Origin of the sequence: Alterinioella nitratireducens, assembly GCF_013155465.1 — a bacterium.
Classification (GTDB): Bacteria; Pseudomonadota; Alphaproteobacteria; order Rhodobacterales; family Rhodobacteraceae; genus Alterinioella; species Alterinioella nitratireducens.
In genome coordinates this window covers 96,907-121,409 of sequence record NZ_JABJVX010000008.1, presented here as the reverse complement: position 1 = coordinate 121,409, position 24,503 = coordinate 96,907, and the positions used below count along the sequence as shown (strand labels likewise).

Annotated in this window: 26 protein-coding genes; 15 read left to right on the top strand and 11 right to left on the bottom strand. The window is 63.6% G+C overall.

Annotation, left to right across the window (positions count from 1 at the left end):
• Positions 1-88: 88 nt before the first annotated feature.
• A complete protein-coding gene (locus HNS34_RS14255; RefSeq protein ID WP_172320760.1) occupies positions 89-1,135 on the bottom strand; it encodes a Glu/Leu/Phe/Val family dehydrogenase in 1,047 nt (348 codons plus the stop codon).
• 131 nt (positions 1,136-1,266) lie between these two features.
• Here HNS34_RS14255 and HNS34_RS14250 point away from each other — a divergent pair, with 131 nt between their 5' ends.
• Positions 1,267-1,716 carry an Lrp/AsnC family transcriptional regulator gene (locus tag HNS34_RS14250; protein ID WP_172320759.1) on the top strand — a complete coding sequence of 150 codons (450 nt, stop codon included), beginning with the start codon at positions 1,267-1,269 and terminating at the stop codon, positions 1,714-1,716.
• A gap of 9 nt (positions 1,717-1,725) precedes the next feature.
• Here the strand turns inward: HNS34_RS14250 and HNS34_RS14245 are convergent, their stop codons facing one another.
• The 4 genes from HNS34_RS14245 to HNS34_RS14230 form a co-directional block, all read right to left on the bottom strand.
• A complete protein-coding gene (locus tag HNS34_RS14245) occupies positions 1,726-2,424 on the bottom strand; it encodes a hypothetical protein (protein ID WP_172320758.1) in 699 nt (232 codons plus the stop codon).
• A gap of 107 nt (positions 2,425-2,531) precedes the next feature.
• Positions 2,532-2,912 carry a type II toxin-antitoxin system death-on-curing family toxin gene (locus tag HNS34_RS14240; RefSeq protein WP_172320757.1) on the bottom strand — a complete coding sequence of 127 codons (381 nt, stop codon included), beginning with the start codon at positions 2,910-2,912 and terminating at the stop codon, positions 2,532-2,534.
• Positions 2,909-3,160: a hypothetical protein gene (locus tag HNS34_RS14235; RefSeq protein WP_172320756.1), complete on the bottom strand. Its 252-nt coding sequence runs from the start codon at positions 3,158-3,160 to the stop codon at positions 2,909-2,911. Before HNS34_RS14235 ends, HNS34_RS14240 begins: the two co-directional genes overlap by 4 nt.
• A gap of 75 nt (positions 3,161-3,235) precedes the next feature.
• The gene (locus HNS34_RS14230; protein WP_172320755.1) at positions 3,236-3,484 is read right to left on the bottom strand and encodes a ParB N-terminal domain-containing protein; all 249 of its coding nucleotides are present in this window, start codon (positions 3,482-3,484) and stop codon (positions 3,236-3,238) included.
• Between the two features lie 139 nt (positions 3,485-3,623).
• Between HNS34_RS14230 and lepA the strand changes: the two genes are divergently transcribed.
• From lepA to HNS34_RS14210, 4 genes are all read left to right on the top strand, one after another.
• A complete protein-coding gene (lepA, locus tag HNS34_RS14225; RefSeq protein ID WP_172320754.1) occupies positions 3,624-5,426 on the top strand; it encodes a translation elongation factor 4 in 1,803 nt (600 codons plus the stop codon).
• A gap of 10 nt (positions 5,427-5,436) precedes the next feature.
• Positions 5,437-6,450, top strand: a complete 1,014-nt coding sequence (locus tag HNS34_RS14220) for a hypothetical protein (RefSeq protein WP_172320753.1) — start codon at positions 5,437-5,439, stop codon at positions 6,448-6,450.
• A gap of 250 nt (positions 6,451-6,700) precedes the next feature.
• Entirely contained in the window at positions 6,701-6,940 is a 240-nt protein-coding gene (locus HNS34_RS14215) for a hypothetical protein (protein WP_172320752.1), read from the top strand.
• Positions 6,941-7,655: 715 nt separating this feature from the next.
• Positions 7,656-7,838, top strand: a complete 183-nt coding sequence (locus HNS34_RS14210; RefSeq protein ID WP_172320751.1) for a hypothetical protein — start codon at positions 7,656-7,658, stop codon at positions 7,836-7,838.
• Between the two features lie 5 nt (positions 7,839-7,843).
• Here the strand turns inward: HNS34_RS14210 and HNS34_RS14205 are convergent, their stop codons facing one another.
• Positions 7,844-8,605 (bottom strand): alpha/beta fold hydrolase, encoded by a 762-nt coding sequence (locus HNS34_RS14205; RefSeq protein ID WP_172320750.1) that lies wholly within the window; start codon positions 8,603-8,605, stop codon positions 7,844-7,846.
• A 95-nt stretch (positions 8,606-8,700) separates the two neighbouring features.
• Between HNS34_RS14205 and HNS34_RS14200 the strand changes: the two genes are divergently transcribed.
• A complete protein-coding gene (locus HNS34_RS14200) occupies positions 8,701-9,078 on the top strand; it encodes a hypothetical protein (protein ID WP_172320749.1) in 378 nt (125 codons plus the stop codon).
• Positions 9,079-9,150: 72 nt separating this feature from the next.
• Here HNS34_RS14200 and HNS34_RS14195 read toward each other — a convergent pair whose 3' ends face one another.
• Positions 9,151-10,062: a pirin family protein gene (locus HNS34_RS14195; RefSeq protein WP_172320748.1), complete on the bottom strand. Its 912-nt coding sequence runs from the start codon at positions 10,060-10,062 to the stop codon at positions 9,151-9,153.
• Between the two features lie 166 nt (positions 10,063-10,228).
• Here HNS34_RS14195 and HNS34_RS14190 point away from each other — a divergent pair, with 166 nt between their 5' ends.
• Positions 10,229-11,179, top strand: a complete 951-nt coding sequence (locus HNS34_RS14190; RefSeq protein WP_172320747.1) for an NAD(P)-dependent oxidoreductase — start codon at positions 10,229-10,231, stop codon at positions 11,177-11,179.
• 60 nt (positions 11,180-11,239) lie between these two features.
• A complete protein-coding gene (locus HNS34_RS14185) occupies positions 11,240-11,728 on the top strand; it encodes a hypothetical protein (RefSeq protein ID WP_214647493.1) in 489 nt (162 codons plus the stop codon).
• A 22-nt stretch (positions 11,729-11,750) separates the two neighbouring features.
• Here HNS34_RS14185 and HNS34_RS14180 read toward each other — a convergent pair whose 3' ends face one another.
• Positions 11,751-13,181 carry a Glu/Leu/Phe/Val family dehydrogenase gene (locus tag HNS34_RS14180; RefSeq protein WP_172320746.1) on the bottom strand — a complete coding sequence of 477 codons (1,431 nt, stop codon included), beginning with the start codon at positions 13,179-13,181 and terminating at the stop codon, positions 11,751-11,753.
• 284 nt (positions 13,182-13,465) lie between these two features.
• Here HNS34_RS14180 and HNS34_RS14175 point away from each other — a divergent pair, with 284 nt between their 5' ends.
• The 7 genes from HNS34_RS14175 (at position 13,466) to HNS34_RS14145 (ending at position 21,385) form a co-directional block, all read left to right on the top strand.
• A complete protein-coding gene (locus tag HNS34_RS14175) occupies positions 13,466-15,076 on the top strand; it encodes a TadE/TadG family type IV pilus assembly protein (RefSeq protein WP_172320745.1) in 1,611 nt (536 codons plus the stop codon).
• Between the two features lie 10 nt (positions 15,077-15,086).
• The gene (locus tag HNS34_RS14170) at positions 15,087-15,617 is read left to right on the top strand and encodes a TadE/TadG family type IV pilus assembly protein (RefSeq protein WP_172320744.1); all 531 of its coding nucleotides are present in this window, start codon (positions 15,087-15,089) and stop codon (positions 15,615-15,617) included.
• A gap of 8 nt (positions 15,618-15,625) precedes the next feature.
• Complete coding sequence (locus HNS34_RS14165) at positions 15,626-16,264, top strand: TadE/TadG family type IV pilus assembly protein (protein WP_172320743.1); 639 nt, start codon at positions 15,626-15,628, stop codon at positions 16,262-16,264.
• 107 nt (positions 16,265-16,371) lie between these two features.
• Positions 16,372-17,622 (top strand): sarcosine oxidase subunit beta family protein, encoded by a 1,251-nt coding sequence (locus HNS34_RS14160; protein WP_172320742.1) that lies wholly within the window; start codon positions 16,372-16,374, stop codon positions 17,620-17,622.
• 13 nt (positions 17,623-17,635) lie between these two features.
• Complete coding sequence (locus HNS34_RS14155; protein WP_172320741.1) at positions 17,636-17,908, top strand: sarcosine oxidase subunit delta; 273 nt, start codon at positions 17,636-17,638, stop codon at positions 17,906-17,908.
• Positions 17,908-20,838 (top strand): sarcosine oxidase subunit alpha family protein, encoded by a 2,931-nt coding sequence (locus HNS34_RS14150; protein WP_172320740.1) that lies wholly within the window; start codon positions 17,908-17,910, stop codon positions 20,836-20,838. The genes HNS34_RS14155 and HNS34_RS14150 overlap by 1 nt, the downstream gene beginning before the upstream one ends.
• A 31-nt stretch (positions 20,839-20,869) precedes the next feature.
• Positions 20,870-21,385 carry a sarcosine oxidase subunit gamma gene (locus HNS34_RS14145; RefSeq protein WP_235952740.1) on the top strand — a complete coding sequence of 172 codons (516 nt, stop codon included), beginning with the start codon at positions 20,870-20,872 and terminating at the stop codon, positions 21,383-21,385.
• Positions 21,386-21,469: 84 nt separating this feature from the next.
• Here the strand turns inward: HNS34_RS14145 and HNS34_RS14140 are convergent, their stop codons facing one another.
• The 3 genes from HNS34_RS14140 to rpoD form a co-directional block, all read right to left on the bottom strand.
• Positions 21,470-21,736 carry an HlyU family transcriptional regulator gene (locus HNS34_RS14140; RefSeq protein ID WP_172320738.1) on the bottom strand — a complete coding sequence of 89 codons (267 nt, stop codon included), beginning with the start codon at positions 21,734-21,736 and terminating at the stop codon, positions 21,470-21,472.
• Positions 21,737-21,838: 102 nt separating this feature from the next.
• Positions 21,839-22,438 (bottom strand): hypothetical protein, encoded by a 600-nt coding sequence (locus tag HNS34_RS14135; RefSeq protein ID WP_172320737.1) that lies wholly within the window; start codon positions 22,436-22,438, stop codon positions 21,839-21,841.
• Positions 22,439-22,479: 41 nt separating this feature from the next.
• A complete protein-coding gene (gene rpoD / locus HNS34_RS14130; RefSeq protein ID WP_172320736.1) occupies positions 22,480-24,468 on the bottom strand; it encodes an RNA polymerase sigma factor RpoD in 1,989 nt (662 codons plus the stop codon).
• Positions 24,469-24,503: the final 35 nt, after the last annotated feature.

Genomic DNA, 24,503 nt, shown 5'->3' with positions numbered 1-24,503 from the left:
CCCGTCTTGAGGCGATAAGATGCACAAGAGGGACGCCCCGCGCAACGGTTCGTTTTGCGCAGGGCGGCAATTGGCGGATCGGCGCGTGTCAGGCGGCCTTGCCCTGCATCCGCGACAGCACGACCTCATCGGCCAGGCGGTGCGGCGAGACACCGCGCGCCACCGCGCCTGACAGGATCGCGTCCAGCGTCGCCTCGGCCTCGGCCAGCTTGTCGGCGACAAAGGCGGGGCGGTCCTTGATGCGCAGGATCTCTGTCGCGACATTCACGATGCCCCCGGCATTGGCGACGTAATCGGGCGCGTAGAGGATGCCGCGCGCGTGCAGCCGGTCGCCATCGGCAGGCGTTGCAAGCTGGTTGTTGGCCCCGCCCGCGACGGCGCCGACCTTGAGGCCCGCGATGCTGGCCTTGTTCAGGATGCCGCCGATGGCGCAGGGCGCCAGGATGTCGGCCTCCATCTCGAGGATGCGGTCGACCGGCACGACCTCCGCCCCGAAGACGTCTGCCGCGCGCGTGCAACGGCCCGCCTCCATATCGGCCACGATCAGGCGCGCGCCGGCGGCGTGCAGCATCTCGGCCAGGTACCAGCCGACATGCCCAAGCCCCTGAACCGCCACCCTGCGCCCGGTCAGATCGGCACTGCCGAAGCGATGCTTCGCGGTGCAGCGGATCGCGTTGAAGATGCCGCGCGCGGTGACGGGCGAGGGGTCGCCGCTGGCAAACTCGCCATCGGCCAGGCCCGCCACGTAAGGCGTCACCCCGGCCAGCACGGCCATATCCTCGGGCGACATGCCCATATCCTCGGCGGTCCAGTAGCGGCCCTGAAGCCCGTCAATGGCGCGGGCGAAGGCCCGCAGCATCTCGGGCGTCTTGGTGGCGGGATCACCCATGATTACCGCCTTGCCGCCGCCAAGCGGCAGGCCCGCCGCCGCGTTCTTGAAGGTCATGCCATGGCTGAGGCGCAGCACATCGTTGATCGCACTCTCCTCGCTGTCATAGGCGCGCATCCGAAGCCCGCCCGCCGCGGGGCCAAGCTGCGTCGAATGGATGGCGATGAACCCGGTCAGCCCGGTCGCGTCGTTCCGGACGCGGATGACATCTTCGTGGCTGTCGCTGGAAAGTCTGGTGATCTGCATGAATATTCCTCCCGATCTTGCGGGAATCGTATCAGATCTGCCTGGGCGAAAGACGCCAAAGACGGGCTTGGGGCGGGGTGGGATTGGTGATATTCTCCATGCGTCGCGCATCACTTGGAGGTTTTCGCCAGATGGACGCAATGGACCGCAAGATTCTCTCGGCGCTGCAAGCCGATGGGCGCCTTTCCGTCACCGACCTGGCGGAGCGTGTCGGCCTCTCGCCCACGCCCTGCGCCCGCCGCATGGCCCGGATGGAGGCGGATGGCATCATCACCGGCTACGCGGCCCGCGTCGATGCCGCGAAACTGGGCTACGGCATCACGGTTTTCGTCTTCGTCGAGCTGGAGCGCCAGTCGCAAAAGACGCTGCAGGAGTTCGAGCGCGCCATCAAGCGCTTCCCGGAAGTGATGGAATGCCACCTGATGACCGGCAGCCGGGACATCCTGCTCAAGATTGCCACCTCAGACCTCACCGCCTTCGACGAGTTCCTGGAAAACAGCCTGCTGCGGGTCGAGGGCATCCGCTCCACCCGCACCAGTTTCTCACTGCGCAGCATGGTCAACCGCGAGGTTGCGCCCTGAGGGTCGGTTTCAGTTTACCCAGTCGGGCCAGTTCATGTTGCTGAAACAGGCGCCGTAAGCGCCGATATTCGGCTGCGTGACACGGCTGGAAACCAATTGGCTTGGAACCCGCACAATCCCGAAACGGCCATCGCCATCGGCATCGACACAGCCGCAATAGGCGTTGCCCTGGCACTGCGCGGTCGAAGCGGCCTGCTGGGTGCAGGCATAGTAGTTGCCGATATTGGGCTGGATGACGCTGGCGGTCGGGGTCTGGACCACCAGAGCGTGACTGACGACGCCGAACCGCCCGTCATTGTCGTAATCCTCGCAGGTCAGGTAGCGGTCGTTGCGGGCCGGGTAGGCCGCCAGTCGGTCCCGGCAGGTAAAGTAATTGCCGGTATTGGCCTCCAGCACGGTGGGCCCGGTCGTCGGGTAGGGGTGGCGCACGATCCCGAAACGCCCGTCCCGGTCGCGATCCTCGCAAGCGCAGAGCGTCGACCCGTTGCAGGCACCTTGCTGCGCGATGGCGGCGGTGCAGGTCTGGTAGGTGCCCAGATTGGGCTGCATCACCTCGGCGTCACGGGCGGCGGGCGCCAGCGTCAATTCGACCAGGCCGAACCGGCCATCATTGTCGCGATCCTCGCAGATCAGCAACCGGTCGGCATTGGCAAATGCGGGGGCGGCCAGCAAGGTGGCCAAGGTGGCGAGAAGACAGAGAACGCGCATGGAATACCTCATCAAATACGGGGTCGAGAAAAGGCCAGAATAGCACGGATCGGCCGTTCCGCATATCCACCCGCGCGGGGGTCCGTCCCCTGGCCGATGCGCCGGGTTCAGTCCCCGGCCCGAACCCGCAGCCAATCGGCGAGATCCTGCGCGTCGATCTGCCCCTGCGCGGCGGCGATGATGGTGTCGCCCACGGCAACCGTGTCCCACGCGATCTCGATGCCGTTCATATCCAGGCAGACATCCATACATTGATGCGCCGTGCGCTTGTTGCCGTCATTGAAGCAATGCCCGGTGGCAATGGCGACGGCGTAAGCCGCGGCCAGGTCGAAGGCATCCTCGATCATGCCATAGGCGAGGCGATGATCGATCGGCGCAAGCGTGCCTTCCAGCGACTTGTCCCGAGCCCGGCCCTGCAATTCGCCTTGGTTCAGGACGGAATCGTGAATGGCCTCGACCAGATCGGGCGGCAGCAGCACAAGGCTCATTTGTCACGCAGATAGTCGAGAACCGGCTGGTTGACCTTGCGACGGCGCGCGAGGCTCGCCATCCCCTCCTCAACCGTCGCCACCCGGTGCGCGCCCGGCTCGGCCACGGCCTCGGCAGGCACGAAATACCCCACCAGGCGCGAGTTCTTCATCACCGCCACAGGCCGCCCCTTGGCGCGGTCCAATACCTTCTGCGGCTCGCGCATCTCGGTCATCGTGGCGATCTCGGTGGTCAGCAGGCGTGTCATGGCATGTTCTTTCAGATATGCAGCAGATTACACATTTCACCGCACATTTTCAAGCGTGGGGTCGGGGCTCTCCCCTCAATGCAATCGCGCCCGGGTCAGGAACCCGTCCACCGTCACCTCCCCCAGGGCCCGCAACGCCTCCAGCCGGTGCAGCCCCTCCAGCAGCACGTAGCGCCCCTTGCCCGCGCGGACCCGGATCGGCACCTTCTGGCCGTTCTCCAGGATATCCTCGGCCAGCGCCTGCACCCGCGCCGGGTCCAGCGTCTTGGCGTGCTTGGCGGGCACGTAGATCTCGGCGATGGGGAAGGCCTCGATTTTCAGCATTTCACTCGTCCTGTCTGGGGGTCGTCCGATCATCCTAGCACGGGCGCGCGCCACCCGTGTCACGGTTTCGCATCCCCCGCGCCTCGGCCCGTCTATTCAGCTTGACGGCGCAGCGTCCCGGCACCATATCCTGCGCCCCATGACCGAGCTTGATCACATCCGCAATTTCTCCATCGTGGCCCATATCGACCACGGTAAATCCACGCTGGCCGACCGGCTGATCCAGTCCACCAACACGGTGGCGGAACGCGACATGAAGGAGCAGCTGCTCGACAGCATGGATATCGAGCGTGAACGCGGCATCACCATCAAGGCCAACACCGTGCGCATCGACTACACGGCGCAGAACGGCGAGGCTTACGTGCTCAACCTCATCGACACCCCCGGCCATGTCGATTTCGCCTATGAGGTCAGCCGCTCGATGCAGGCGGTGGAGGGCTCTCTGCTGGTCGTCGATGCCTCCCAGGGCGTCGAGGCACAGACGCTGGCCAATGTCTACCAGGCCATCGACGCGGATCACGAGATCGTGCCGGTGCTCAACAAAATCGACCTGCCCGCGGCAGAGCCTGAGCGCGTCTGCGAACAGATCGAGGATGTGATCGGCATCGACGCCTCCGACGCCGTGATGATCTCGGCCAAGACCGGCCTCGGCATCGCGGATGTGCTCGAGGCCATCGTGCAGCGCCTGCCCGCGCCAAAGACCGGCGACCGCGACGCCCCCCTCAAGGCGATGCTGGTCGACAGCAAATACGACCAGTATCTCGGCGTCATCTGTATCGTGCGCATCATCGACGGCACCCTGAAAAAGGGCGACCGCATCCGCATGATGAAGACGGGCGGCACCTATGATGTCGACGATGTCGGCGTCTACCGCCCCGCGATGACCACGGTGGCGGCGCTCGGCCCCGGCGAGATCGGCTTCCTCAACGCCTCGATCAAGCAGGTCCGCGACACCCGCGTCGGCGACACGATCACGCATGAGAAACGCCAATGCACCCAGGCGCTGCCGGGCTTCAAACCCTCGCAGCCGGTGGTGTTCTGCGGCCTCTTCCCGGTCGATTCAGCCGAGTTTGAAGACCTGCGCGACGCCATCGAGAAACTGGCGCTCAACGATGCCAGCTTCTCCTACGAGATGGAGACCTCGGCGGCGCTCGGCTTCGGCTTCCGCTGCGGCTTCCTCGGGCTCTTGCATCTCGAGGTCATCCGCGACCGGATCGAGCGCGAATACGATATCGAGCTGATCACGACGGCACCCTCCGTGATCTACCACATCTACATGCGCGACGGCACGATGACCGAGCTTCACAACCCCGCCGACATGCCCGACATGGCCATTGTCGATCATGTCGAGGAGCCGCGCATCAAGGCCACCATCCTGGTCCCCGACGAATATCTTGGCGACGTGCTGAAGCTCTGCCAGGACCGCCGCGGCATCCAGGAGGACCTGACCTATGCCGGCACCCGCGCCATGGTGGTCTACGACCTCCCCCTGAATGAAGTTGTGTTCGATTTCTACGATCGCCTGAAATCGGTAACAAAAGGTTACGCCAGCTTCGATTATCAGATGATCGGCTACCGCGAGGATTATCTCGTCAAGATGCAGGTGCTGGTCAACGATGAGCCGGTCGATGCCCTCTCGATGATGGTCCACCGCGACCGCGCCGAGATGCGGGGCCGCGCCATGGTGGAGAAGCTGAAGGAGCTGATCCCCCGCCACATGTTCAAGATCCCGATCCAGGCGGCGATTGGCGGGCGGGTGATCGCGCGCGAGACCCTGTCGGCGATGCGCAAGGACGTGACCGCGAAATGCTACGGCGGTGATGCCTCGCGGAAGCGGAAGCTGCTCGACAAGCAGAAGGCGGGCAAGAAGAAGATGCGCCAGTTCGGGAAGGTGGAGATCCCGCAGTCGGCGTTTATTTCAGCACTCAAAATGGACAGCTAGTCCATTTTGAGTGACGGTGGGCGGCAGCGTTTGGCTTGCCCACACAGATGTTTGGCGGCGTGTCATTTCGGCGTTGAAGATAGTTGGATGGCAGAAATCTCGTTGGCGTTCGAACATATACCTGCCTAGCTGGAACCGCTGTGTTCGATTGGCCGAGTTGCCAGAGGAGTTTATGATAAAGTTTGCTCAACTTTTTGTCGAAAAGCACGGCCTTATTAAAAGCATTTTAGGCGTTCTAGGAGCTTTTGTCGGACTTTCCTCGATCTACTCATTCACCTATTTGTCAGTTATACCGCGAAGTATCCGCTCATTTGTTGATTTCTATAGCGTCACAAACTTAATGTTCTCCCTGTTTTTGCCCATCGGGGTCGGGTTGGTATTCGCAAGGCTTAGTGTTATCTACGTAAACATCCTCTTCAAGTCGATGTACAGCAATGGGTTGATCCGAGTGCTTTTACCGAAGTTAACTGTGTATTATTCCATCATAGTTGTTAAGAAACTCAGGAAGTACCAGTTTCCAGTGCAAGTACTTGTATCTATTGGATTTGTTTCACTAAGTGTGCTTGGGGCGTCTTTTTGGAAATTTATTACTATCTACCTGTTGATCTCGATTCCTATTGGGTTTCAGATTTTTGGATATTTCTTTCGGATATCAAAAGGCACCGATTGGTCAAGCACATTCTTTCTTGGAAAAGTGCCAAAAGGAGTGTCGCCGGAGAGAGCAATATCCTATTTCTTGTCAATGATTGCGTTGCAATTGTCGGTGGCTGGCATTGTCCTTGGTTTCTTTGTGTCGGCACAGGCGATCTGTCGACCACCTTCGGTGACATCTACATTTCTGGAAAGTGACGCTGCGTTGTTTCTGCCAACGGCACAAGGAGCGTTTGTTATTGAGACAAATGGTGGTTGTGAGAATCGAAGGCTACTGCGCCCGGTTCGAAGTTACACCATTGAAACTGTAACGTTTCTGCCAGTTTCGTCTATCGATTCGATAGAGGCCATGGATATTAATACTGGAGACTGACTTTGGGCTATACTCAATTGTGTTGCGTCCAAGCAAGCATAGGTGCGGTGGGAGTTCACTCCCACCGCAACTGCGACCCGCCCACGGAACGTCGGACAAGATACTGCCCTATGCCTCGAACCGTCCTTTGCGTCTTGTATCAAGCGCTACACCCGACCCATCTCACCACCGATGCTCCCCACCACCGACCCGCATGGAACCGCACTCCCGATCCCGGCGTTAATAACAGGTAAAGAACGGAGGTGCCATCATGGCTACGCATCGCTCATTGCGCCGCCACCCAGGGTTGCGGTGGTTCAACATTCCCCTTTTCGTCGCCAGTATCGCGGGCACAGTCGTGATCGTCGCCCTGGCCCTCGGGTTCTACACTTGGTGGGCCTTCGCGATTTCCGGGGTCGTCGGGGTCGTATTGGGCGTGCCGCTCGGCATCTGGGTGACCAATGCGATCAAGCGGGCGGATTCGGCCTGGCCGCCCGAGCGGTTGGGGTGACCTGCCCGCCGCCCGCGTCTGTACGGGGGGCGCATCGGGGGGTGTACAGGGGGTGTACACCGGATTTCGCCCCGAAAACCCCTTCGCACCCGCAGCATTCCGGCGCCGCCGACACCCGCCCGAAACGGTCGCCATAACCCCGCGAAACCGTTCAGGTTTCCGCCCCGTATCCCCCGGATTTCCACAGGCTTACCCCCACGCAATCCCCAGAAAAAAATCATGCTGCACTGCTATTTTCTTGGCCGAATCGGTGTCCCGGGACATCCTCATCTTACCGCCAAGGGGCTCACGCTCCGACAGCGGGGCGCAAGACACCTGAATGGGATCGCGCAAGGCCGTGACCGGGCTTCGGTACCGGGTCGGACTGCAAGATCGCAGGGAGTGTGACAGAAGGAAAGCTGAGTTCTTTCAGATCTTTAGCGGACCGGGTCATGGGCCCAAGGCAGATGGCGCGTCATGGAAACGGCCCTCGGGTCAAGACCGTGACAGCGGCGGGATGCGAGTCCCAATGCAAACTGGGCCGGATGCCCTTTGGGGGGATAAAGGTTCATTGGAAGGCGTCGGGATGTGTCGCAAGACATGTGATTGGGCTCTGCCCGATCCCCCGGCGTCTTCCGCATTTTTCGTCCCCCAATCTGTCCCAGATCAAGGCGCGCGCCGGGCCGCGCCGCTATCCCGGTTCGTGAAAGCGCGCCATATTCGGGAGATTGCCTGTATGAGACTGTTTTTCCTCATGTTCACCATCATCGGCACCTCGCTGGCGGGCGCCGGCGTCATCGCGGTGCTGTCTATGGGACTGGCCGGCTCGCAACCCATCGTGGCAGGGGCCGTCCTGGGCGCGTTGCTTGGGCTTCCGGCGGCTTGGGTCGTCGCGCAGAAAATCCGGCACCTGCAGTAACCCCTTCACGCGTCGAGGAAAATCCGGACCGCAGCCTCGAACTCGCGGGGCTTGTCGGCATGCAGCCAATGGCCCGCGCCGGGGATCTTGGCGAAGCGCGCGGCGGGGAAATGCGCCCGGATGCGGTCGCGATGGTCGGTCAGGACATAGTCCGACTCGGCCCCGGACAGCATCAGCACCGGACCGTCAAACTGGCCCGCGATCCCCTCGGGCCAGCCGGTGATCTTGTCCATATCGGCCTCCAGAACATCGAGGTTCAACCGCCATGCCTGGCCCTTAACGTCCAGAGATTGCAGAAGAAACGCGCGCACACCGGCCTCTGGCACCGCGCCTTGCATCGCCTCATCGGCATCGCGGCGGGTCTCGACCTTGTCCAGATCGACATTCCGCATCGCCTCGATCAGATGGCTCTGGCTATGGCCATAGGCGACCGGCGCGATATCGGCGACGACCAGTTTGCGGATCAGCCCCTGCCGCGTCAGGGCCAGCATCATCGCCGCCTTGCCGCCCATGGAATGGCCCAGGACATCCGCCTTTCCGCCATGGGAGTCAATGACTTCCGCCAAGTCCTCGGCCATGCCTGCATAATCCTGCACCGGCTCACGCGGGCTTTCGCCGTGGTTGCGCATGTCGACCGAGATCACCTGGCCGCGATCCGACAACCGCTTGGCGATGACGTTCCAGTTGCGCGCCGATCCGAACAGCCCGTGGGCGATCAGAAGCGGGGGGGCGTCGGTGGCGGATCCGGTGAGGGTGGTGTTGAGCATGATCCCATCGCTACCCCATCGCGCGCGGCGGTGCCAGAGCGGTTGTCGGGGCCAGACCTGCGCGCTAGGCTCCTGCGCCAGAAAGGGGACAGGCGATGGCGGTCGAGCAGGAGGACTACGCGGAAACCAGCGCGCGGTTGCACGATCTGATGATCCGACAACTGGGCGCGAAGGGCGAGGACTTCCCCGCCACGTTCCGCCATTCCGGACGCCTGCTGCCGCGCAAACCCCGGCAGGCGGCGCAGCGCATCATCGAGACCGGCGCGCAGATCGGGAACCCCAAGCTGGCGCGGGTCACGGATCACACGGGCTTGGCCGAGGATGCGGCCCTCGTTGAACGCCATCTCACGCGGCTGAACCCGCAGGCGAGGCGCGCGCGCGCGCGGGCCAATTTCGCCGCAGGCGTGGCGTTTCAGCTGGTCGTGATCATCGCGCTGGTCATTGTCGTGCTGCGCTGGCGCGGGCTGGTCTGATCCGTAAGAGGCGAGGGTGGGCGGCCCGTCGACGGGCCGCAGATGCGCTCGGTCGACCGAGCGCATCCCCCCTCAATGCTGTGGCCTAAGGAAAGTCCCGTTCCTGAGGTCGCGCATCGCGGTGCGCAATTCCTCCTGCGTGTTCATCACGATGGGCCCATGCCAGGCCACGGGCTCCTCGATCGGGGCGCCTGATATCAGCAGGAACCGCACGCCCTCCTCGCCCGCCTGCACCGTGACCTCGTCGCCGGTGCCAAACCGGATGAGGGTCCGGTTGCCGGACAGGTCACGCATGTTGACCTCCAGGCCCATCACCTCCTTTTCCAGCCGCACCCCGGTGGGCGAAGAGGCGTCGGCAAAGGCCCCCGCGCCTTCGAACACATAGGCGAAGGCGCGGCGGTAAGTGTCGATGCGGAATGTCTTTTTGACGCCCGCGGGCACGGTGACATCCAGGTATTGGGGATCGGCGGCGATGCCGTCGACGGGCCCGCGCTTGCCCCAGAACGCGCCGGTGATGACCTTCACGCGGGTGCCGTCATCATCTACCACCTCGGGGATATCGGTGCCGCGAATGTCCTGGTAGCGCGGCGCGGTCATCTTCAGCGACGAGGGCAGGTTGCCCCAAAGCTGGAACCCGTGCATCTGCCCCGCCGCGTTGCCCGAGGGCATTTCCTGGTGCAAGATGCCGGATCCCGCCGTCATCCATTGCACCGATCCTGCGTCCAGCGTGCCCGAATTGCCCAAGCTGTCGCCATGCTCCACCGATCCGGCCAGCACATAGGTGATCGTCTCGATCCCGCGATGCGGGTGCCAGGGAAAGCCCGCCTGATAGTCAGACGGTCGCTCGCCACGAAAATCGTCGAAGAGGAGGAACGGGTCCAGCTCGCTGGGATCCTGGAACCCGAAGGCGCGGTGCAGCTTGACGCCCGCGCCTTCCATCGTCGGTTGCGCCGGGCGGGTTTCAAGAATGGGTCGGATCGACATGGGGGCGTCTCCTTGTCCTGTCTTGTCAGGAAAGGTAGGGGCGCGCCCGCCCTCACACAATCGCACAGCCGCAAACGGGGCCTGTGCGTCTCTGCAAGGGTCGGTTTCAGGCCAGACAGCGGTCCGTGGCGCGGCAAGTCTGACCGAAACCAGAAGGGGGCAGGACATGAAGATCGGGTTTATCGGGCTTGGCAATGTGGGCGGCAAACTGGCGGGGTCGCTCATTCGCAATGGATGGGACGTGACGGTGCGCGATCTGGACCCGGTGCTGGTCGGGGAATTCGTGGCGCGCGGGGCGACGGCAGGCGACAGTCCGGCACAAATGATGCGCGCCTGCGATGCCGTCATCACCTGTCTGCCGCGCCCCGACATCTCGGCGGCGGTGGTCGAGGGGCCGGAGGGTCTGCTGGAAGGGATGCGCCCGGGCAAGATCTGGATGGAAATGAGCACGACCGACGAGGCCGAGGTCAAGCGGCTCGGGGCCAAGGTGATCGCGTCGGGCGGCAGGGCGGTCGATTGCCCGGTTTCGGGCGGCTGTCACCGGGCCGATACCGGCAATATCTCGATCTTCGCGGGTTGTGACCGGGCGACGTTCGAAATCATCCTGCCGGTCCTGACCACGCTTGGCCGCCGGGTGCTGCATACCGGCGAGATCGGCTCGGCCTCGATCCTCAAGGTGATCACCAATTACCTGGCGACGGCCAACCTGATCACCTGCGCCGAGGCGCTGACCGTGGCCAAGGGGGCGGGGATGGATCTTGGCACCGCCTATGAGGCGATCCGGATTTCCTCGGGCACCAGCTTTGTGCATGAGACCGAAAGCCAGGTGATCCTGAATGGCAGCCGCGACATCAGCTTTACCATGGACCTTGTCGCCAAGGATATCGGCCTCTTTCAGGAGGTCGCGGATCGGGCCGGTATCCCGTTGGAGATGAACCCGCTGATGATGAAGATTTTCGCGGATGGCATCGCCCGCTACGGCGCGCGGGAGCTGTCGCCCAACATCATCCGGCGGCTGGAGGATGCGACGGGCCTCAGCATCCTCGCCGAGGGGTTTCCGGCGGAAATGGTTGATGATGAACCGGAGGAACCGGGCCACGAGGTGCGCCGGGCGTGATCCCTCGCCAAGCCCGCGAAACCGGGGTAGAGGGGGGCAGCCAAGAGGGAGCGCCCGTCCATGTCAGACCCCGATGAGGTTATCGAACGCATCACCCCCAACGGCCCGCGCCGGGTCGTGGCGACGGGGATGTTGGGCCTGCTCGGCTCGCTTCTGCTGCTGATCGCGGTGACGACGCCGCCGGTCTCGACCGCCTGGCTGCTGTTCCTCGTGGCCATCGGCGCGGGGGCGCTGTGGCTGTCCTGGATGATCTGGTCCGCCTCCGCCGTGGTGCTGGAACTGACGCGTGAGGAATTGCGCGAGGAAAATGGCCGCGTGCTGGCGCGGATCGACAATATCAGATCTGTGGATCGCGGCTTTTTCGCCTTCAAACCCGCCGCCGGGTTCCGCATCAGCCTGCATGAAAGGCGCCCGCGCGCCACCGCGCCGGGCCTGTGGTGGCGAAGGGGGCGAATGGTGATGGTGGGCGGCGTGACGTCAGGGTCGCAGACCAAATCGGTGGCCGACCTGATCTCGGTCATGCTGGCCGAGCGGCGCGGGGACATGTGACCGCGCCCCCGCGCGGGCGTGTTCAGAGGCCCTTGGCCCGGTAGCTGGAGGCCACCCGCCCGATGGCGACCATGAAGCCCGCCGTGCGCAGGTCGCTGACCTCGTTATGGCTGTGCCAGACCTCGCGCATCGACTGGTAGGCCGTGCGCATCGTGTCATCCAGCCCCGAGCGCACCAGCTCAAGCTCACCCGCGCCGCGCAGGTATCTTTCCTTGAAATCGGGCGTCATCGACCAGGCCCCGCCCAGGTGCTGGTCCAGGCGCTCCAGCTCGTCAACGATCAACTGGTGGCGCGCTTCCTCCTGGCGGCGCTGCATCCGACCAAAGCGGATATGGCTGAGGTTCTTGACCCATTCGAAATAGGACACCGTCACGCCGCCGGCATTGGCGTAGAGGTCGGGGATGATGACGCAGCCGTGCTTGCGCAGGATCTCGTCCGCGCCCGCCGTGATCGGGCCGTTCGCAGCCTCGATGATCAGCGGGGCCTTGATGCGCGTGGCGTTGTGCATGTTGATCACGCCCTCGATGGCGGCGGGGATGAGGATGTCGCATTCCGCCTCCAGCATGCGCAGCCCGTCGGCGTGGTAGGTGCCTTCCGGGCAGTCCTTGACGCCGCCATGCTCCGCGATCCAGTCGCGTACCGCGTTGACATTGAGGCCCTTGGGGTTCTCCAGCGCGCCGTCGCGTTCGATGATATGGGTGATGATCGACCCGTCCTCGGTCGAGAGGAACTGCGCCGCGTGATAGCCCACATTGCCAAGGCCCTGGACGATGATCCGCTTGCCGTCCAGCTTGCCGGAGAGCCCCGCCTTGGCCACGTCCTCGGGGTGGCGGAAGAATTCCTGCAAGGCATATTCGACGCCGCGCCCGGTTGCCTCGACCCTACCCTGGATGCCACCCGCATGGGGCGGTTTGCCGGTGACGCAGGCCTTGGCGTTGATGTCGGTGGTGTTCATGCGCGCGAACTGGTCGGCGATGATCGCCATCTCGCGCTCGCCGGTGCCCATGTCGGGGGCGGGGACGTTCTGCGCCGGGTTGATCATGTCGCGCTTGATCAGCTCATAGGCAAAGCGGCGCGTGATCTGTTCCAGCTCGAAATCCTCGTATTCGCGCGGGTCGATGCAAAGCCCCCCCTTCGAGCCGCCGAAGGGCGCCTCGACCAGGGCGCATTTGTAGGTCATCAGCGCGGCCAGCGCCTCGACCTCGTCCTGATGCACGTTGGGGGCGTAGCGGATGCCGCCCTTGGCCGGCTCGAAATGCTCCGAATGGACCGATCGGTAGCCGGTGAAGGTGCGGATCTCGCCGCGCAGGCGGACACCGAAGCGCACCGTGTAGGTGGCGTTGCAGACGCGGATTTTCTCCTCCAGCCCGGGCGGCAGATCCATCAGCGCGGCGGCGCGGTTGAACATGAGGTCAACTGACTGACGGAAACTCGGCTCTCCCTGGGTGGACATCGCAATTCCTCCTGTGTCGCGTTCCTGGGGGCCGAAATCGGGATCGCGGCCCCTGCCGGGCAGCCGACCACAGCTTGGCCAAGCGATCAAGCAAACCCTTCAATTCGGGGAAAGAAACCGGGAAACCGCGCGGAAATCCGGCCTCCGCCGATTGTCCGCGATCCCAAAACACCGTGTTTCCAGCCCGATTCTGCCCAAATTCTGCCGTGGTTCTAAACGATCCATGCTTTGGGCCGAACCGCTATCGGTCGTTATACCTGTTCTTGCGCGAGGCGCTGAAGATGATGAAAAGATCGGAATTTTCCATGCCCAAGGGCTGCTCGTCCAAGGGCCGTTCGCGTCGCTGGCTGGCGCGCTTCGCGCGTGAAGAAGACGGCACCATCACCATTTTCGCACTGATGATCTTCGTGCTGATGCTGGCCGCCGGCGGCATCGCCATCGACGTCATGCGCTACGAGACGCAGCGCACGCAGTTGCAATACACGCTTGACCGCGCCGTGCTGGCCGCCGCCGCCCTGAACCAGATGGAAGACCCCGAAGAGGTCGTGATCGATTACTTCGCCACCTCGGGGCTGGAAAACTACCGCCTCGATGTGGACGTGGAGGAGGGGCTTAACTACCGCCGCGTCTCGGCCTCGGCGGAAATGGACATGCAGTCCTACTTCATGAACATGTTCGGCGTGCGCGCCCTGACATCGCCCGCACGCGGCGCCGCCGAGGAACGCATCATGGATATCGAGATTTCCATGGTCCTGGATATCTCGGGCTCGATGGGATGGAACAACAAGATCGCCAACATGCGCGACGCGGCGAACGAGTTTGTCGACACGATGCTGGCCATCAACGATGCCGAGGACGGCACCGACGATGGCGAGGACCAGAATGTGTCGATCTCGCTCATCCCGTATAACGGTATGGTTAATGCGGGCTCCACCATTGCCAGCGTCTTCACCCTGTCGAATGAACATACCGAGTCGAACTGTACCCGCTTCGACCAGGCCGATTACTTCAGCACCGCGATCGACCCCGATGTCGCCATCGAACGCATCGCGCATTTCGACTATAACAACCGTGGCCGCTATCGCACCTTCCGTTCGCCCTACTGCACCACGACCGATTATGGCGCGATCCTGCCCTGGTCCGAAGATGCGGATGAGCTGCACGACCGTATCAACAGCCTGAACGCGAATGGCTGGACGGCGATCGACCTGGGGATGCGGTGGGCCGTCGGGCTGATCGACCCCGCCGCGCGGCCCGCGCTGGAGGAACTGATCGACGATGGCGAGGTTCACCCCGACTTCGTCGGCCGCCCCTATGACTATGACGAACCCGAAGTCCTCAAGGTCATCATCTTGATGACGGATGGCGAAAACACCAACCAGTATGACGTGATCCAGACGCGCAAGCGCGGTGGCACCAATGTCTTCGTCGATCCCGACAACGGCAATATCTCCAACTACGACCCGGATTCAGACACCTATTACTGGCAGCGTAACGGCGCGGTCAGAAGCTACCCCGATGACGGTTCGAACGACAACGCGGTCGAGCTTCAGTGGGTCGATCTCTGGGCCAACTACTCGGCCCGGATGCTGGCCGGCGAGTACTGGTATTACGGCAATGACTGGGGCCTCTACCAGGATATCCGCTACGACTCGATCGAGCTTTATGCCGGACGGTCCGAGGCCGATGCCAACCTGCGCGCGATCTGCGACGCGGCCAATGCGCAGGGCGTGATCGTCTTCACCATCGCCTTCGAGGCGCCTCCGGGCGGACAGGACGTGATGCAGTACTGCGCCACCACGCCCTCGCATTACTACGACGCCAACGGGATCGAGATCAGCGAAGCCTTCGCCTCCATCGCGCAATCCATCAACCAGCTGCGGCTGATCCAGTAAGGGGATGGAAATGAGGGGCTTGTCACACCTGTCGAGGTTCTGGAAGCGCGAGGACGCGAACGCAACGGTCGAGTTCGTCATCGTCTTCCCGATCATCCTGATCGTCTTTATCGCGGCCTTCGAGACGGCCATGCTGCTGACGCGCCAGGTGATGCTGGAAAAGGCGCTGGACGGGGCCGTGCGCTACATGCGCCTGACCTCGGGCCTCAGCGTCAGCCATGACGCGATCCGCACCAATATCTGCGATAACACGCCGCTGATCCCCGATTGCGGCAACGCGCTGCTGCTGGACCTCCGGGTGATTGATCAGACCACCTATGCGCTGCCCGATTACCAGACGCTCTGCATCGACCGCAGCGGTACGGTGACACCGGCCAACACCTTCAACCCCGGTGCCGAGAACCAGTTGATGCTGGTGCGCGCCTGCGCCGCCGTCGACCGCATCCTGCCCATTTCGGGCCTAGGTCTGGAACTGACCCGCGACGATACCGGCGCGGTCCACCTGATGGCGGCGACCATCTTCGTCAACGAACCCGATTGAGGTATGACATGCGTGCGATGATCCGGAATTTCTGGCGCCGGGACGATGCCAGCGTCGCCCTGGAAGCGGTGATCGTGATGCCGATCCTGACCTGGATCTTCATCGCCAGCTTCGTCTTCTTCGATGCGTTCCGCGTCTACAACACCTCGATCAAGGCGACCTATTCCGTGGCCGACGTGATGTCGCGCCGGACCAACACAATCTCCTCGACCGATATCGAGGGGCTCGCCGAGGTGTTCCAGTTCCTGACCCGCAATACCTCCGGCTCCTCGCTGCGGATCACCCAGATCACCCGGCAAACGGGTGGCTACCGCATCGACTGGAGCCATGGCACCGACGGGCTGACCTATCTGCGCGCCTCGGATTTCCCCGCGATCGTCGATCAGATCCCGATCATGGCCTTTGGCGACCGGATGCTGCTGGTCGAAACCTTCCTGCCGCACCGACCGGCCTTCAACGTCGGTCTCTCCGATCAGGAGTTTGTCAACTTCACCGTGACCCGCCCCCGATTTGCCGGTCAGGTGGATTTCAACGCCAATCTCGGGAACTCCTACGTCTATGAGAACGACGGGTCGCCCACGGGCACCGACGGCTTCTACTATGACGGCTCGGGCAGCGATGACGGGGTCGAGGGCGGCGGAACCTGACGCTGGCGGAACCCCGCGTCGAGAACCGACACCCCGATGTCGCCATCCGCCATTTAACCCCGCCCGGCCCTGTGCTTTAACCTGAGGCGATCAGGAAGGGCGGGGCGATGCGATATTCCGGCTGGCAGGTGCTGAAACAGGGGCTGACAGGCAACAAGGGCTGGCAGCCCGCCTGGCGCGACCCCGATCCGAAACCGCAATATGACGTGCTGATCATCGGCGGCGGCGGGCATGGCCTGGCCACCGCCTTCTACCTCGCCAAGGAGCACGGGATAACCAATGTCGCGGTGCTGGAGCGCGGCTATCTCGGCGGCGGCAATGTGGGCCGCAACACCACCATCGTGCGCGCCAATTACGGGCTTCCCGGCAATTCCGAGTTCTATTCCCATTCCCTGAAACTCTGGGAGGGGATGGAGCAGGAGCTCAATTACAACGTGATGCACAGCCAGCGCGGCATCATCAACCTGTTTCACTCAGACGGCCAGCGCGATGCCTATGCGCGGCGCGGCAACACCATGATCAACCAGGGCGACGACGCGATCCTGCTGGACAATGCGGGCTGTCGGCGGCTGTTGCCCTATCTCGACTATGACCAGACCCGGTTCCCGATCTATGGCGGGCTCTACCATAAACGCGGCGGCACCGCGCGCCATGACGCGGTGGCCTGGGGCTATGCGCGCGGGGCGGATATGCGCGGCGTCGATCTTATACAACAATGTGAGGTCACGGGGATCGACATCGAGAACGGGCGGGTGACAGGCGTGCAGACCTCGCGCGGGCCGATCCGGGCGAAAAAGGTCGCGATGGCCGCTGCCGGACGCTCTGGCCAGGTTGCGGCCATGGCGGGGCTGCGCCTGCCCGTTGAAAGCCATATCCTGCAAGCCTTCGTCACCGAGGGGCTGAAGCCTTGCATCGACCATGTCGTGACCTATGGCATGGGCCATTTCTACATCAGCCAATCCGACAAGGGCGGGCTGGTCTTCGGCGGCGACCTGGATTTCTACGCCTCCTATGCCGCGCGCGGCAACCTGCCCACGGCAGAGCATGTGATCGAGGCGGGCATGACCCTGATGCCGATGATCGGCAAGGCGCGCCTCTTGCGCTCGTGGGGCGGGATCATGGACATGTCCTCGGACGGCTCGCCGATTATCGACAAGGCCCCGGTCGAGGGGCTCTATGTCAACGCGGGCTGGTGTTATGGCGGCTTCAAGGCGGTGCCGGGATCGGGCTTTTCCTATGCCCACCTGATTGCCACCGACCGCCATCACGCGCCCGCCGCGCGGTTCCGGCTGGACCGGTTCAACACCGGCCTCGTCATGGATGAAGAGGCCAAGGGCAGCCAGCACAACCTGCATTGAGGGGAGAGACACGATGCGCATCAAATGCCCCCTCTGCGGGGACCGCGACAGCCGCGAATACACCTATATGGGGCATGAAACCTATCTGGACCGGCCCGGGGACGAGGGCTGGAGCGCGGATTGGGACGACTACCTGCACCTGCGTGACAATCCGGCGGGCGTGACGCGCGACCTGTGGTATCACGGGGCCGGCTGCACGTCCTGGCTGCTGGTCGAGCGCGACACCGTCACCCATGACATCTTGCGGGTGGAGCTTGCCCGCGACGCCAAGCGGGGGCGCGGCTGATGCGGATCGAGGGATATGGCCGGATCGACCGGGATACGCCGCTGAACTTCTCCTTCGACGCGCGCAACTTCCAGGGCTTCAAGGGCGACACGCTGGCCTCGGCGCTGCTGGCAAACGGCGTCCGTCTCATGGGCCGGTCCTTCAAGTACCACCGCCCGCGCGGGGTGCTGACGGCGGGCTCCGAGGAGCCCAATGCGCTGATGGAGATCGGGCAAGGCGCGGCAAGAACCCCCAATGTGCGCGCCACGATGCAGGAGGTGTTCGCAGGGCTTGAGGCACACAGCCAGAACCGGATGGGACCGCTGCGCCATGACCTTCTGTCGGTCAATGACCTGCTGCCGAATTTCCTCAGCGCGGGGTTCTACTACAAGACCTTCATGTGGCCGCGCGCCTTCTGGGAACAGATCTATGAACCCGTGATCCGCCGTGCCGCGGGTCTCGGGTCGCTCTCCGGTCAGGCCAACCCGGACCGGTATGAGACCGGTTTTGCCCATTGCGACATCCTGGTGATCGGTTCCGGCCCCACCGGGTTGATGGCGGCGCTGACGGCGGCTGAGGGCGGGGCCGATGTGATCCTGGCCGAGGAAAGCGCGCATTTCGGCGGGCGGCTTATCTCCGAGGCCGAGGAACTGGACGGCCAGCCCGGCCCCGACTGGGTCGCCGAGATGCTGGAGGCGCTGCACGAGACGGGCCGCGTGCGCCTGATGAACCGCACCACCGTGACCGGGGCCTATGACGGCGGCACCTATGGCGCGCTGGAACGCGTCGGCCTGCACCTGCCCATGACGCCCGACCTGCCGCAGGAATGTTTCTGGCGCATCCATGCGCGGCAGGCGGTGCTGGCGGCGGGCGCTTTGGAGCGGCCCATTGCCTTCCCGATGAATGACCGCCCCGGCATCATGATGGCCAGCGCGATCCGCAGCTACCTGCACCACCACGGCGTGGCGGCGGGGCGCAAGGTGACGCTCTTTGCCACAAATGACGACGCACATCGCACCGCCTTGGATCTGATGGCGGCTGGCGTCGAGGTGGCGGGGGTCATGGATAGCCGCACGGACGCGCAGGCGCAGGGGGACTATCCGCTCTTTGCCGGGGCGCAGGTGATCTCGACCCGTGGCCGTCAGGCGCTGCGCGAAATCACCATCCGGCAGGGCGGCTCCGAGCAGAGGATCGAGACCGATTGCCTCGGCGTCTCGGGCGGCTGGAACCCGACCCTGCACCTGACCTGTCACATGAATGGCCGCCCGGTCTGGAACGAGGATATCGCCGCGTTCGTCCCCACCGAGGGCGCGGTGCCCGGTCTGACGCCCGCCGGGGCCTGCAACGGGGTCTATTCGACCTCCCGGTGCCTCTCCGCCGGGGTCGCGGCGGCGGGGGCTGCGTTGCAGGCGATGGGGGCCAAGGCGCCCGAGATGGAGATCCCCGAGGCCAGCGACAGCCCCGGCAAGGCCCGCGCGCTGTGGCTTGTCGAGGGCAAGGGTCGCGCCTGGCTGGACTTCGCCAATGACGTGACCTCCAAGGATATCAAGCTGGCGGCGCAGGAAAATTTCCGTTCCGTCGAGCATATGAAACGCTACACGACGCAAGGGATGGCGCCCGATCAGGGCAAGAACTCCAATATCGGCGCGCTGGCGCTGCTGGCCGATGCCACGGGCCGCGCCATTCCCGAAACCGGCACCACCACCTATCGCCCGCCCTTCGCGCCGGTCAGCCTGGCGGCCATCGGCGCGGGCGGACAGGGTAAGGCGTTCGCGCCGCAACGCTTCACCACATCGCACGAGGCCAGCGTTGCGCGGGGCGCGCCGATGATCGAGGCGGGGCTGTGGTATCGCCCCTCCTATGTCCCGCGTCCGGGCGAGGCCACCTGGCGCGAGGCCTGCGACCGCGAGGTGACGATGGTGCGGACACATGTCGGGGTCTGCGATGTCTCGACCCTCGGCAAGATCGACATTCAGGGCCCGGATGCGGCGGCGTTTCTGGACTTTGTCTATGCCAACATGTTCTCGACGCTCAAGGTGGGGCGCGTGCGCTATGGCCTCATGCTGCGCGAGGATGGGCATGTCATGGATGACGGCACCACGGCGCGGCTCGGAGAGACCCATTACGTCATGACCACCACCACCGCTGCGGCGGGCGAGGTCATGAAACACCTTGATTTCGTTCAGCAATGTCTGCGCCCCGACCTGAACCTGCGCACCATTTCCGTCACCGAGCAATGGGCGCAATTCGGCGTCGTCGGACCGCGTTCGCGGGAGCTTCTGAACACGCTGCTAGATAGCCCCATCGACAATGACAGCTTCCCCTTCATGGCCTGCGGCGAGGTCGGCGTGGCCGGTGTCGCGGCGCGTCTCTTCCGGATCTCGTTCTCCGGCGAACAGGCCTATGAGATCGCGGTGCCCGCGCGCTATGGCGATGCGCTCTACCGCCTGCTGGTGGCGCAGGCCGAGGCGCTTGGCGGCGGGGCTTACGGGATGGAAGCGCTGAATGTGCTGCGCATCGAAAAGGGCTTCATCACTCATTCGGAAATTCACGGCCGCATCACCGCGTTCGATATCGGGATGGACCGGATGATTTCGGCCAGGAAGATGTGCATCGGCAAACCGGCGGCAAGCCGCGCGGGGTTGCAAGACCCGATGCGCGAGCGGCTTATCGGCCTGAAGCCCGTCGGCGCGGTCAAGCAGCTGACGGCGGGCGCGCATCTGTTCGAGGAGGGGGCCGCGCCGGTCGCCGCCAACGATCTGGGGTATGTCACCTCGGTCGGGTTTTCGCCCACGATGGGGCATTTCATCGGGCTCGGGTTTCTGTCCGATGGCCCGTCGCGCATCGGGGATCGGATGAAGATGGTCGACCACCTGCGCGGGGTCGAGACGTTGGTGGAGATCTGCGACCCGGTCTTCCATGACCCGGAGGGGGAGAAGCTACGTGGTTGATCTGATTGCGAAAACACCCTGCGCGGACTTGTTGCCGATCAAGGTCGAGGCGGTGACCCTGTCCGAGGTCACGCCCGAGGCGATCACCTCGATCATGCCTTATGAGGGGAAATGGGAGGTCGCGTCGGAGGCGCTGAAATCGGCGCATGGGATCACCTTGCCCGGCCCCGGTCGCAGCACGGGAAAGGGCGACATCCGCGCGATCTGGACCGGGGCGGGGCAGGCGATGGTGCTCGGGGCCCGCCTTGATGCGGGGCTCGCACCCCATGCGGCATTGAGCGATCAATCCGATGCCTGGGCGCTGATGCGGCTGGAGGGGGCGGGGGGCGAGGATGTGCTGGCGCGGCTGACGCCGATTGACCTCAATCCCGGTGTCTTCAAACGCGGTCATGTCGCGCGCAGCCTGCTTGGCCACATGAATGCGGTCATCGCGCGCGTGGGGGCGGAGGCGTTCGAGATCATGGTGTTCCGGTCGATGGCCGGAACGGCGGTGCATGAGTTGGAAGAGGCGATGAAATCCGTCGCCGCGCGGGCCGCGTTGCGGTGATTTCTGACAGGTTTGTCAGGAATTCCTGACAGGTTTGTCCGGTTTTGATGGTCGCGGGAGGCGGGGGTCTCCCCTCCGCACGGATCAGAACAGCTTGTCACCCATCTGGTCGATCAGCTGCTTGGATTTGACCACGGCCATCTCGACGGCCTGATCCTCGGAGCCGAACGTGTCGGCGCGGATCAGGCTGTGGGTTTTCAACTCGCCATCCACCTCCTTCTCGATCTTCGCGCCGAGGCGGAACTGAGTGCCTTCCTTGACCGGCTCGGGCGTGATGCGGAAGCCCTGATAGGTCTCAGCCTCGGCTTCTTTCGGGCTGGAGGAACCGAAGAGTTTGGAGAGTAGGGACATGGGCGCGCTCCTTGGCAAGGTCGGCGGCATGGTGGCACAGGTTGGATGAGGATGCACGGGGGGAGTGGGGGCGCGGAGCCGGGCGGGTGCCTGCCCTACGGTTCAGGCGAGGTTGGCGACATCCGGGGTCAGGTGATGGATGTAGCGCCGATAGGCGTGGCGCTGCGGGATGCCCATGACATGCTCAGCGGTCTGATACATGGCGTGCCAGGCCTCGGGTGAGGTCGGGCCGGAGCAATCGACATCGCCAAGAAACCCGACCAGCATCAGATGGGCGTCAACGCCTTGATCGCGCAGCCAGATCAGATGGGCCAGACGATTGGCATATTGATAGAAATGCAGCATCCAATTGCGGTCCTCTGCCACACCCAAGCGCTGCTTGCATTGGTTGAGGCTACTTTCGATAAGTGTTCGGGATCGGCCTGAGCTTTGCGTCGGGCTGCTAAAGAATTCGGGGATATGGGCCTTGGCCTCGACCAGAACGACGCTGTCTCCCGCTCGACCCAAGGCATCCCATTGGGGCCCACGTTTCGGCCAGAAGCGACTAAGCGGCTCTGCCAAGTGGTCCAGCCCGAGCAGGCTTAGAAACGCCGCGTCGCGGTATTCGGCATGTTCATCCTCGGCGCGCGGTGATAACCAGTCGATCGGCCCGAGGGCAGCGGGTTGAAGCAGATCGGGCCGGTTTTCGACAGCCCGCTGCATCCATTTCAACGATCCCTTGTGGCCTTTCGGCTGGATAACCCTCACTGATCCAGGAAACTCCGCAATTTCCGCGACCGGCTCGGGTGTTTCAGCTTCCTGAGCGCCTTCGCCTCGATCTGGCGGATGCGCTCGCGTGTCACCGAAAACTGCTGGCCCACTTCCTCAAGCGTGTGGTCGGTGTTCATGCCGATTCCGAAGCGCATCCGCAGCACCCGTTCCTCGCGCGGGGTGAGGCTGGCCAGCACCCGTGTCGTGGTTTCTTTCAGGTTGTCCTGAATGGCGCTGTCCAAGGGCAGGACGGCGTTCTTGTCCTCGATGAAATCGCCGAGCTGCGAATCCTCCTCGTCGCCGATGGGGGTCTCCAGCGAAATCGGTTCCTTGGCGATCTTCATCACCTTGCGGACCTTCTCCAGCGGCATCTGCAGCTTTTCGGCCAGTTCCTCGGGCGTCGGCTCGCGGCCGATCTCGTGCAGCATCTGGCGACCGGTGCGCACCAGCTTGTTGATCGTCTCGATCATGTGCACGGGGATGCGGATGGTGCGGGCCTGATCCGCGATGGAGCGGGTGATCGCCTGCCGGATCCACCAGGTCGCGTAGGTGCTGAATTTATAGCCCCGGCGGTATTCGAACTTGTCGACCGCCTTCATCAAGCCGATATTGCCTTCCTGGATCAGGTCAAGGAATTGCAGGCCCCGGTTGGTGTATTTCTTGGCGATGGAGATCACCAGGCGCAGGTTGGCTTCGACCATCTCCTTCTTGGCCTGGCGGGCTTCCTTCTCGCCCTTCTGGACCTGCTGCACGATGCGGCGGAATTCGGAGATGTCCAGCCCGACATACTGGCCCACCTGCGCCATGTCGCCCCGCAGGGTTTCGACCTGGTCCATGGAACGATCGAAGAGCGCCTCCCACCCGCGGCCGGATTTCTCCTGCATCCGCTCGACCCAGGAGGGGTCCAGCTCATGGCCGCGATAGGCCTCGATGAACTCGCGGCGGTTGATGCGGGCCTGGTCGGCGAGCTTGACCATGCCGCTGTCGATCGACATGACGCGGCGGTTGATGCCGTAAAGCTGGTCGATCAACGCTTCGATCCGGTTGTTATGCAGGTGCAGCTCGTTGACCAGCAGCACGATCTCGGCGCGCAGTTTCTGATAGGTCGTCTCCTCGGACTTGGAGAAGCTCGAATCCTCGTTCAGCGTGGCCGAGATGCGCAGATCCTGCATTTCGCTGAGCTTGGCATAGTCGCGCGCGATCAGGTCCAGCGTTTCCAGCACACGCGGCTTCAGCGCGGCCTCCATCGCGGCGAGGCTCATATTGGCCTGCTCGTCCTCATCCTCGTCATCGTCGGTGGCGATGGGGTTGCCGTCAGCGTCCAGTTCCTGGGTCTTTTCGGATTTCGCGGTCTCGTCACTGGCCGTGGGGGCGGCGGCGCCGGGGACCACGGGGGCGGCAACCTCGCCGTCCTCCTCCAGCGTGCTGCCGAAGGTGGCATCCAGGTCGATCACGTCGCGCAGCAGGATTTCCTCTTCCAGCAATTCGTCGCGCCAGATGGTGATGGCCTGGAAGGTCAGCGGGCTTTCGCAGAGCCCCGCGATCATCGTGTTGCGGCCGGCCTCGATGCGCTTGGCGATGGCGATCTCGCCCTCGCGGGACAGCAGTTCGACGCTGCCCATCTCGCGCAGATACATGCGCACGGGGTCGTCGGTGCGGTCGAGTTTTTCGGTCGCGGTGGCGGAGACGGCCACTTCGCGGGATTTCGAGGTCTCGACGATCTCGGTCGAGCCCTTATCCTCCTCCTCGGCCTCTTCATCCTCGATGATGTTGATGCCCATCTCGGAGAGCATCGACATCACGTCCTCGATCTGCTCGGAACTGACCTGTTCCGGCGGCAGGACCGCGTTCAGCTGATCGTAGGTGATGTAGCCCTTGACCCTTGCGTCGGCGATCATCTTCTTGACGGCGGTCTGGCTCATGTCGAGACCGGTATCTGCCTCTTCCCCGTCGGGTTTGCGATCGTCGTTGTCTTTGGCCATTCGGTTTCCCCTTCACGGGCGAGGTGATTCGGTCC